This is a genomic window from Streptomyces sp. NPDC037271 (genome assembly GCF_055603605.1).
In genome coordinates this window covers 45307-55408 of the sequence record NZ_JBVJVN010000035.1, presented here as the reverse complement: position 1 = coordinate 55408, position 10102 = coordinate 45307, and the positions used below count along the sequence as shown (strand labels likewise).

General features: G+C 69.7%; 9 protein-coding genes. 2 read left to right on the top strand and 7 right to left on the bottom strand.

What is annotated here, in order from left to right; all coding sequences use genetic code 11:
* Positions 1 to 124 precede the first annotated feature (124 nt).
* The 3 genes from ACZ7G3_RS34175 to thyX form a co-directional block, all read right to left on the bottom strand.
* Positions 125 to 1810, bottom strand: a complete 1686-nt coding sequence (locus ACZ7G3_RS34175) for a ribonuclease J (protein ID WP_426525379.1) — start codon at positions 1808 to 1810, stop codon at positions 125 to 127.
* A 169-nt stretch (positions 1811 to 1979) separates the two neighbouring features.
* Positions 1980 to 2879 carry a 4-hydroxy-tetrahydrodipicolinate synthase gene (gene dapA / locus ACZ7G3_RS34170; RefSeq protein ID WP_470930417.1) on the bottom strand — a complete coding sequence of 300 codons (900 nt, stop codon included), beginning with the start codon at positions 2877 to 2879 and terminating at the stop codon, positions 1980 to 1982.
* 209 nt (positions 2880 to 3088) lie between these two features.
* On the bottom strand, positions 3089 to 3829 hold the full coding sequence (gene thyX, locus ACZ7G3_RS34165) for an FAD-dependent thymidylate synthase (RefSeq protein ID WP_426602133.1): 741 nt from the start codon (positions 3827 to 3829) through the stop codon (positions 3089 to 3091).
* 173 nt (positions 3830 to 4002) lie between these two features.
* On the opposite strand from thyX, the gene ACZ7G3_RS34160 reads away from it, so the two are divergent.
* The gene (locus ACZ7G3_RS34160; RefSeq protein ID WP_426602134.1) at positions 4003 to 4242 is read left to right on the top strand and encodes a hypothetical protein; all 240 of its coding nucleotides are present in this window, start codon (positions 4003 to 4005) and stop codon (positions 4240 to 4242) included.
* Positions 4243 to 4357: 115 nt separating this feature from the next.
* The gene (locus ACZ7G3_RS34155; RefSeq protein WP_470930415.1) at positions 4358 to 4912 is read left to right on the top strand and encodes a hypothetical protein; all 555 of its coding nucleotides are present in this window, start codon (positions 4358 to 4360) and stop codon (positions 4910 to 4912) included.
* Between the two features lie 34 nt (positions 4913 to 4946).
* Here ACZ7G3_RS34155 and ACZ7G3_RS34150 read toward each other — a convergent pair whose 3' ends face one another.
* From ACZ7G3_RS34150 to ACZ7G3_RS34135, 4 genes are read right to left on the bottom strand one after another with little or no spacing between them, the layout of a single operon-like run.
* A complete protein-coding gene (locus ACZ7G3_RS34150; RefSeq protein WP_470930413.1) occupies positions 4947 to 5402 on the bottom strand; it encodes a hypothetical protein in 456 nt (151 codons plus the stop codon).
* Positions 5403 to 5439: 37 nt separating this feature from the next.
* On the bottom strand, positions 5440 to 6192 hold the full coding sequence (dapB, locus tag ACZ7G3_RS34145) for a 4-hydroxy-tetrahydrodipicolinate reductase (protein ID WP_470930411.1): 753 nt from the start codon (positions 6190 to 6192) through the stop codon (positions 5440 to 5442).
* A gap of 30 nt (positions 6193 to 6222) precedes the next feature.
* Entirely contained in the window at positions 6223 to 7602 is a 1380-nt protein-coding gene (locus tag ACZ7G3_RS34140) for a M16 family metallopeptidase (protein WP_470930409.1), read from the bottom strand.
* Entirely contained in the window at positions 7599 to 9818 is a 2220-nt protein-coding gene (locus tag ACZ7G3_RS34135; protein WP_426602138.1) for a polyribonucleotide nucleotidyltransferase, read from the bottom strand. The genes ACZ7G3_RS34140 and ACZ7G3_RS34135 overlap by 4 nt, the downstream gene beginning before the upstream one ends.
* Positions 9819 to 10102 lie beyond the last annotated feature (284 nt).

The window sequence follows — 10102 nt, the reverse complement described above, 5'->3', positions numbered from 1 at the left end:
CCCCCCCCCCCCCCCCCCCCCCCCCCCCCCCCCCCCCCCCCCCCCCCCCCCCCCCCCCCCCCCCCCCCCCCCCCCCCCCCCCCCCCCCCCTCCAGGTTGGCGCTGCCGAAGGCCCGACGGGCCGTCAGACCTCCACGACGACAGGGAGGATCATCGGCCGGCGACGGTAGGTGTCCGACACCCATTTGCCGAGGGTCCGCCGCACCAGCTGCTGGAGCTGGTGCGGCTCGACGACTCCGTCCTGGGCCGAGCGTTCCAGTACTTCCGTGACCCTGGGGAGCACCGCGGCGAAGGCCGAGTCCTCGATGCCCGAGCCCCGGGCCTGGACGTGCGGACCTCCGGTGATCTTGCCGGTGGACGAGTCGATGACCACGAAGACCGAGATGATGCCCTCGTCGCCGAGGATCTTGCGGTCCTTGAGGGCCGGCTCGCCCACGTCACCGACCGAGAGGCCGTCGACGTAGACGTATCCCGCCTGCACCTTGCCGGAGATCTTCGCCTTCCCCTCTACGAGGTCGACGACGACGCCGTCCTCGGCGATGACGATGCGGTCGTGCGGGACACCGGTGAGGGCGCCCAGTTCGGCGTTGGCCCGCAGGTGGCGCCATTCGCCGTGGACCGGCATCAGGTTCCTGGGCCGGCAGATGTTGTAGAAGTACAGCAGCTCGCCGGCCGAGGCGTGGCCCGAGACGTGGACCTTGGCGTTGCCCTTGTGGACGACGTTGGCGCCCCAGCGGGTCAGGCCGTTGATCACGCGGTACACCGCGTTCTCGTTGCCCGGGATGAGGGACGAGGCCAGGATCACCGTGTCGCCGTTGACGATGCGGATCTGGTGGTCGCGGTTGGCCATGCGGGACAGGGCGGCCATCGGTTCACCCTGGGAGCCCGTACAGACCAGGACCACTTCGCTGTCCGGCAGGTCGTCGAGTGTCTTGACGTCCACGACCAGGCCCGGCGGAACCTTCAGGTAGCCGAGGTCCCGGGCGATTCCCATGTTGCGGACCATGGAGCGGCCGACGAAGGCGACCCTGCGGCCGTACTCGTGCGCCGCGTCCAGGATCTGCTGGATGCGGTGGACGTGACTGGCGAAGCTCGCCACGATGATCCGCTTGCGGGCGCCGGCGAAGACCTGGCGCAGGACGTTGGAGATGTCGCGCTCGGGCGGGACGAACCCGGGAACCTCGGCGTTCGTCGAGTCGGAGAGGAGGAGGTCGATGCCCTCCTCGCTCAGCCTCGCGAAGGCGTGCAGGTCCGTGAGGCGGCCGTCCAGCGGAAGCTGGTCCATCTTGAAGTCGCCGGTGTGGACGACCATGCCCGCGGGGGTGCGGATGGCGACGGCCAGGGCGTCCGGGATGGAGTGGTTGACCGCGACGAACTCGCAGTCGAACGGGCCGACGCGCTCGCGGTGCCCCTCCGCCACCTCGAGGGTGTACGGACGGATGCGGTGCTCCTGGAGCTTGGCCTCGATGAGCGCGAGGGTCAGCTTCGAGCCGATCAGCGGGATGTCCGGCTTCTCGCGGAGGAGGAAGGGGACGCCGCCGATGTGGTCCTCGTGGCCATGGGTGAGGACGATGCCCTCGATGTCGTCGAGGCGGTCCCGGATGGACGAGAAGTCCGGCAGGATCAGGTCGATTCCGGGCTGCTCCTCCTCGGGGAAGAGCACTCCGCAGTCGACGATCAGCAGACGGCCGCCGTACTCGAAGACCGTCATGTTGCGGCCGATCTCGCCGAGGCCGCCAAGGGGCGTGACCCGCAGGCCACCCTTGGGGAGCGCCGGGGGACGGCCCAGTTCAGGATGCGGATGACTCAAAAGACTCTCCTCACCACACGCGCCACGTACCGGTGGGCACGTGGCGCGCATGACGTTCGTGCAGAAGCAGTTGTCGTATGGGGTGGTGCGGGCACCGGTGGCCCGCGTATTCAGTTGTGAAGTCCGGTCGTGCGGATCGTGCGGTGGTGCGGTCGTGCGAAGTCTGTTGTCAGAGCTGTACCCCGCCCGCGGCAAGATCGATCTTGAGCTGCTCGGTTTCCTCGGGCGTGAGGCCGACCATGGGCGCGCGCAGCGGTCCGGCGGGCAGCCCCAGGAGGGCGAGTGCGGCCTTGGTGGTCATGACGCCCTGGGTGCGGAACATGCCGGTGTAGACCGGGAGCAGCTTCTGGTGGATCTCCAGTGCCTTCTGCACGTCACCCGCGACGTGCGCGTCCACCATGGAGCGCAGTTCGGGGGTGGCGACGTGGCCGACGACCGAGACGAAGCCGACCGCGCCCACGGAGAGCAGCGGCAGGTTCAGCATGTCGTCGCCGGAGTACCAGGCGAGGCCGGAGCGGGCGATGGCCCAGCTCGCGCGGCCGAGGTCGCCCTTGGCGTCCTTGTTCGCGACGATCCGCGGGTGCTCCGCGAGGCGGACCAGCGTCTCGGTGTTGATCGGGACGCCGCTGCGGCCGGGGATGTCGTAGAGCATGACCGGCAGTCCGGCGGCGTCGGCGATGGCCGTGAAGTGCTGGTACAGGCCCTCCTGCGGGGGCTTGTTGTAGTACGGCGTGACGAGGAGGAGGCCGTGTGCGCCGGTGCGTTCGGCGGTGCGGGCCAGCTCGATGCTGTGCTGGGTGTTGTTCGTGCCGACTCCGGCGACGACGTGTGCCCGGTCGCCGACGGCCTCCAGGACGGCTCGTACGAGGTCCGCTTTCTCCGCGTCGCTGGTGGTGGGGGACTCGCCGGTGGTGCCGTTGACGATCAGGCCGTCGTTGCCTGCGTCCACCAGGTGGGCGGCGAGCCGCTGCGCGCCGTCGAGGTCGAGTGCGCCGTCCGCCGTGAAGGGCGTGACCATGGCGGTGAGGACCCGCCCGAAGGGGGTCTGCGGAGTCGAGGTCGGAGCCATGGGTTACACGCTACTCGTTGCTCAGGGCGGGGTCTGCCCTCGGGGGAGGCGGCAGGTCGGACGGGAGGTGGAGCCCGGCACTGCCTGCTCGGGGGTTCAAGCAGTGCCGGGTCCCTCTGATCAGGCTAGATGAACTTCTCCAAACGCCGCAATACGGACACTTCGCGCGGCTGATGCGCACATCTGTGCCGTCGGGCAGGCCGGATCGGCTACGGAGCCACCCGGCCGTTCGCGTTGAAGGCCGCGTAGGTGAGCGGCATGAGGCGGGCCCATTCCTCTTCCATCTTCTCGCCGACCATCTCGATCTCCCGCTGCGGGAAGGACGGGACCTTGGCCAGTTCGTGCTGGGTGCGCAGGCCGAGGAAGTGCATCATCGAGCGGGCGTTGCAGGTGGCGTACATCGACGAGTACAGGCCGACGGGGAGCACCGCTCGGGCCACCTCGCGGGCGACGCCGGCGGCGAGCATCTCCTGGTACGTCCGGTAGGCCTGGCGGTAGGAGTCCTCCATCGACCGGCTCACCAGGCCGTGCTGTTCGGCGGTGCCCTCGACGAAGACGTACTTGCCCGGGCGGCCCTGCTGGACCAGCTTGCGGTCCTCGCCCGGCACGTAGAAGACCGGCTGGAGCTCCCGGTAGCGGCCCGACTCCTCGTTGTAGGACCAGCCGACGCGGTGCCGCATGAACTCGCGGAAGACGAAGATCGGGGCGCTGATGAAGAAGGTCATCGAGTTGTGCTCGAACGGGCTGCCGTGCCGGTCCCGCATGAGGTAGTTGATCAGGCCCTTCGAGCGCTCCGGGTCCTTCTTCAGCTCGTCCAGGGACTGCTCCCCGACGGTGGAGACACGGGCGGCGAACAGGACGTCGGAGTCGGTCGCGCTGCTCTTGACCAGCTCTACGGTGACGTCACTGCGGAGGTCGATCTTGAAATCGTCGGCGGGGGTGTCGGTCACGGGTGCAGGGCCTTCCCATCTTGTCGCTTGGCGAGGCCACTCTACGGCCCGGCGAACGGGGCGTTCGGTGCCGTGCCGCGATGAAATCGGTGAAACAGGGCACCCGAGGGGCTGTTCGTTCGTCTGTATGAGTAACAGCGAAGCATTCATCCCTGAAGGGAGACGCAGCCTCCATGATCCGCCGGCGTGAACCCGTGCCGTTCGCCTTCGTCGCCGAAGCCGACAGGTTCCGCAGCAATGTCACACCCCCGCCGCGTGAGCGGGCGTCCTTCGGCCAGCTGGCCGGGCGCTGGCTGCTCGGTCTCACCGTCGTCGCCGGAATAGTGGGCTCCCTGGTGATCGGGATGCCCGCGTTGTCGGCCGACCAGCCCGACCCGCACAAACAGCCGTCGCAGGCGTCCGACCGGCGCTGAGGGCGTCGTCGGGTCATCTCCGACGCCATCCGGACCCCCGATGGTGGTGACCGGGGACACAGGTCGGTAGCCTCACCGGGCACAGCACACGCCATGGAACGAGTGAGGACCAGCCGTGCCCCTGTCCTTCCTGACGGCCGACCGCGCCTTCGACGCAGCCGACGACGTCGCGCTGCCGTACGACGACCGTGACCTCTGGCGCCGGCCCTACCGGCCGGGCCCGTGGCGCGTGGGGGTGGCGGCACTGATGCTGCTGCTCGCCTCGTTCGTACTGTTCTCGGCGATCATCATCGCGGCGACGGACTCGCTGTCCTCCGCCGGTGTGGTGTTCGGCGTCGCGATGGCCGTGATCGCCTGCGCCCTGCGGCTGCTCCGCATGGGCGCGTGGGTGAGCGCCCACGGGGTGCGTCACGTGAGTTTCCTCAGCACGCGCACGGTGGCCTGGCAGCAGGTCGCCGGCGTGCGCACGGTGCAGCAGCCGGTGCGCTGGCTCGGGCTGCCGCGCACGGTGCAGGGGCAGGCGCTGCTCCTCGTCCGGCAGGGCCAGTCCGCGGAGACCACGCCTCCGCTGCTGACCACGCACAACGCCGACTTCCTCGCCCGGGAGGACGCCTTCGACCGTGCGGCCGACGCCGTGGAGGCGTGGGCCGGCGAGTACCGGCGGGGCTGAGCGCCGAGGACGGGCCCCGGCGTCTGCGGTCTGCTCAGACGGTCTCGACGTGTTTGCCGTCGTGCAGGGCGATCGCCCGCTGCATCGCCTTGCGGGCGCGCGGGGTGTCGCGGGCGTCGTGGTAGGCGACGGCGAGGCGGAACCAGCTGCGCCAGTCGCCGGGGGCGTCCTCCGCCTCGGCCTTGCGCAGGGCGAAGACCTCGTCGGCCGAGTCCCGGTCGACGCGACCGCTGGGGGTGCGCTTCAGTTCGTCGACGGGCAGTCCGCCCTCGGCGTCGAGTTCGGCGGCGAGCTGGTTGGCCTTGCGGACGAACTGGGTGTTCTTCCAGAGGAACCACACGCCGATCACCGGCAGGATCAGCACCGCGACGCCGAAGGTGACGGTGAGGGGTGTGCCGGTGTCGATGAGCATGACGCCGCGGCTGCCGACCAGGACGAAGTAGAAGACCAGGACGGCGGCCGTGATGACGTAGGAGATTTTCGCGCGCATGAGGGTCAGGGACTCGGTTCGCGTGTCGGTTCCGGCCTCAGTTCAGGTCCAGGAAGTGTTCCAGGCCGAAGGTGAGGCCCGGGGTGGCCACCACCCGGCGGGCGCCCAGCAGGATGCCCGGCATGAAGCTGCTGTGGTGCAGGGAGTCGTGCCGGACGGTGAGGGTCTCGCCCTCGCCGCCCAGCAGGACCTCCTGGTGAGCCAGCAGGCCGCGCAGCCGGATCGCGTGGACCGGGACACCGTCGACGTTCGCGCCGCGGGCGCCGTCCAGGGCGGTGGCAGTGGCGTCGGGCGCCGGGGCGGCGCCTGCCTTCTGCCGGGCCTCGGCGATCAGCTGGGCGGTGCGGGTGGCGGTGCCGCTGGGGGCGTCGACCTTGTTCGGGTGGTGCAGCTCGACGACCTCGACGGACTCGAAGTACGGGGCGGCGATCTGCGCGAACTTCATGGTCAGCACGGCGCCGATGGAGAAGTTCGGCGCGATGAGAACGCCCGTCCGCGGGGACTTGTCGAGCCACCCGGTCAGCTGCGCGAGACGCTCGTCGGTCCAGCCGGTGGTGCCGACGACGGCGTGGATGCCGTGGCGTACGCAGTAGTCGAGGTTGTCCATCACCGAGGACGGGGTGGTCAGCTCGACGGCGACCTGGGCGCCGGTCTCGGCCAGCGTGTCCAGGCTGTCGTCCCGGCCGAGGGCGGCGACCAGCTCCATGTCCCCGGCGGCCTCGACCGCCCGTACCGCCTCGGAGCCGATCCGGCCCTTGGCGCCGAGGACGGCCACGCGCAGCTTGCTCATGTCACATGCTTCCTTCTCGAAACGGGACCGTCAGGCGACGGCGTCGTGCAGCCGGGACGCCTGCTTGTCCTTCAGCGGGCCGATGACCGACAGCGAGGGCCGCCGTCCCAGGACGTCGCGGGCGACCACGCGGACGTCGTCCGGCGTGACCGAGGCTATCCGGGCCAGCATGTCGTCGACGGACATCTGCTCGCCCCAGCACAGTTCGCTCTTGCCGATACGGTTCATCAGCGCGCCGGTGTCCTCCAGGCCGAGGACCGTGGAGCCCTGCAGCTGGCCGATCGCGCGACCGATCTCCTCGTCGGACAGACCGTGCTCGGCGACGTGGTCGAGCTCGTCCCGGCAGATCCTCAGCACGTCGTGCACCTGGGAGGGCCTGCAGCCCGCGTAGACGCCGAAGAGGCCGCAGTCGGCGAAGCCCGAGGTGTACGAGTACACGCTGTAGGCCAGGCCGCGCTTCTCGCGGACCTCCTGGAAGAGGCGTGAGGACATGCCGCCGCCGAGGGCGGTGTTGAGGACGCCCATGGCCCAGCGGCGCTCGTCGGTGCGGGCGAGGCCCGGCATGCCGAGGATGACGTGGGCCTGCTCGGTCTTGCGGCCGACCAGCTCGACGCGGCCGGCGGTGCGCAGGGTGCGCCGGCCGTCGCGCGGGGCGAGGGGCGCCGCCACCGGCTCCTTGAAGGCTCCGGCCTTCTCGAAGGCGGCACGGACCTGGCGTACGACCTTGTTGTGGTCCACGTTGCCGGCGCAGGCGACCACGAGGTGCGTGGGGTCGTAGTGCTTCTTGTAGAAGCGGCGGATGCGGTCGGCGGTGAGGGCGTTGACCGTGTCGACCGTGCCGAGGACGGGACGGCCCAGCGCGTTGTCGCCGAACATGGTGTGCGCGAACAGGTCGTGCACGCAGTCGCCGGCGTCGTCCTCGGTCATCGCGATCTCTTCGAGGATCGCGCCGCGCTCGACGTCCACGTCCTCCTCGCGGATGAGCGAGCCGGTGAGCATGTCGCAGACCACGTCGATGGCGAGCGGCAGGTCGGTGTCGAGTACGCGTGCGTAGTAGCACGTGTACTCCTTCGCCGTGAACGCGTTCATCTCGCCGCCGACCGCGTCGATGGCGGAGGAGATGTCCAGGGCGCTGCGCCCCCGGGTGCCCTTGAAGAGCAGGTGCTCCAGGTAGTGGGTGGCGCCGTTCAGGGCCGGGGTCTCGTCGCGGGAGCCGACGTGCGCCCAGATGCCGAAGGTCGCCGAGCGGACCGAGGGCAGGGTCTCGGTGACGATCCGCAGGCCGCCCGGGAGGGTGGTCTTGCGGACCGTACCGATGCCGTGCTCGCCCTTGATCAGGGTTTGGGTACGGGCGACGGCCCGCGCCTCCGAGGAGGTGCGGGCCGTCGCCTTGGAGCCGCGGGACGTCACTGGTCGGTGTCGTCCTTCTTCTCGTCGTCGCCCTCTTCGCCCTCGATCACGGGGATCAGGGAGAGCTTGCCGCGGGAGTCGATCTCGGCGATCTCGACCTGGACCTTCTGGCCCACGCCGAGGACGTCCTCGACGTTCTCCACGCGCTTGCCGCCGGCCAGCTTGCGGATCTGCGAGATGTGCAGCAGACCGTCCTTGCCGGGCAGCAGGGAGACGAACGCGCCGAAGGTGGTCGTCTTGACGACCGTGCCCAGGTAGCGCTCGCCGACCTCGGGCATGGTCGGGTTGGCGATGCCGTTGATCGTGGCGCGGGCGGCCTCGGCCTGCGAGCCCTGGGCGGCACCGATGTAGATGGTGCCGTCGTCCTCGATCGTGATGTCGGCGCCCGTGTCCTCCTGGATCTGGTTGATCATCTTGCCCTTGGGGCCGATGACCTCGCCGATCTTGTCGACCGGGATCTTCACGGTGATGATCCGCGGCGCGTTCGGGGACATCTCGTCCGGCGTGTCGATCGCTTCCATCATCACGTCGAGGATGTGGAGGCGGGCGTCACGGGCCTGCTTGAGGGCGGCGGCCAGGACGGAGGCGGGGATGCCGTCCAGCTTGGTGTCGAGCTGGAGGGCGGTCACGAACTCCTTGGTGCCGGCGACCTTGAAGTCCATGTCGCCGAAGGCGTCCTCCGCACCGAGGATGTCGGTGAGGGCGACGTAGTGCGTCTCGCCGTTGATCTCCTGGGAGATCAGACCCATGGCGATACCGGCGACGGGGGCCTTCAGCGGCACACCGGCGTTCAGCAGCGACATGGTGGAGGCGCAGACCGAGCCCATGGACGTCGAGCCGTTGGAGCCGAGGGCCTCGGACACCTGACGGATCGCGTACGGGAACTCCTCGCGCGTCGGCAGCACCGGCACGATGGCGCGCTCGGCGAGGGCGCCGTGGCCGATCTCGCGGCGCTTCGGGGAGCCGACGCGGCCGGTCTCGCCGACGGAGTACGGCGGGAAGTTGTAGTTGTGCATGTAGCGCTTGCGGGTCACCGGCGAGAGGGTGTCCAGCTGCTGCTCCATGCGGAGCATGTTGAGGGTGGTGACGCCCAGGATCTGGGTCTCGCCACGCTCGAACAGCGCGGAACCGTGGACGCGCGGGATGGCCTCGACCTCGGCGGCCAGGGTGCGGATGTCGGTGACACCGCGGCCGTCGATGCGCTTCTTCTCCTTGATGACACGCTCACGGACCAGGGACTTGGTCAGCGAGCGGTACGCGGCGGAGATCTCCTTCTCGCGGCCCTCGAACTCCGGCAGGAGCTTCTCGGCGGCGAGCGCCTTGACGCGGTCCAGCTCGGCCTCGCGCTCCTGCTTGCCGGCGATGGTGAGCGCCTGGCTGAGCTCGGGGCGGACGGCGGCGCTGAGCGCCTCCAGGATGTCGTCCTGGTAGTCCAGGAAGATCGGGAACTCGCCGGTCGGCTTGGCGGCCTTCGCGGCGAGGTCGGCCTGGGCGCGGCACAGCACCTTGATGAAGGGCTTCGCGGCCTCCAGACCGGCGGCGACGACCTCCTCGGTGGGCGCCTCGGCGCCGCCCTCGACCAGCTTGACGGTCTTCTCGGTGGCCTCGGCCTCGACCATCATGATCGCGACGTCGCCGTCCTCCAGGGCGCGGCCCGCGACGACCATGTCGAAGACGGCGTCCTCGAGCTCGGTGTGCGTCGGGAAGGCCACCCACTGGCCGCGGATCAGCGCGACGCGGACGCCGCCGATCGGACCGGAGAAGGGCAGACCGGCCAGCTGCGTGGACGCGGAGGCGGCGTTGATCGCCACGACGTCGTACAGGTGGTCGGGGTTGAGGGCCATGATCGTGGCGACGACCTGGATCTCGTTGCGCAGGCCCTTCTTGAAGGACGGGCGCAGCGGGCGGTCGATCAGGCGGCAGGTGAGGACGGCGTCCTCGGACGGCCGGCCCTCACGGCGGAAGAAGCTGCCGGGGATCTTGCCGGCGGCGTACATCCGCTCCTCGACGTCCACCGTGAGGGGGAAGAAGTCGAGCTGGTCCTTGGGGTTCTTGGAGGCGCTGGTGGCCGACAGCACCATGGTGTCGTCGTCCAGGTACGCCACGGCGGAACCGGCGGCCTGACGGGCCAGGCGGCCCGTCTCGAAGCGGATGGTGCGGGTGCCGAACGCGCCGTTGTCGATCACGGCTTCGGCGTAGTGGGTCTCGTTCTCCACTAGTGTTTTCTCCGTTGCTTGTCGTCTTTCGTCCCTCCTCGCCCGTGTGGCGGGGGGACGGTGGCGGAGAAGCGCTCCGTGCAATGCGGGCCGGTCTTCGATCGAAGCACCCGGGTTCTGCACCCGGGGGCCACTACCGAGGACCGGCGGCGGCGAGGCACGCTCCTCCTCGTTTCGTTCGTTGTGTCGTACGTCGTGCGTCTTGTGTTCTGTTACCACACTACAAAGCGGTGGCGACAGTGCGCACGTACAGCAAAGGGAGCGGCCCCCGAACGATGGGAACC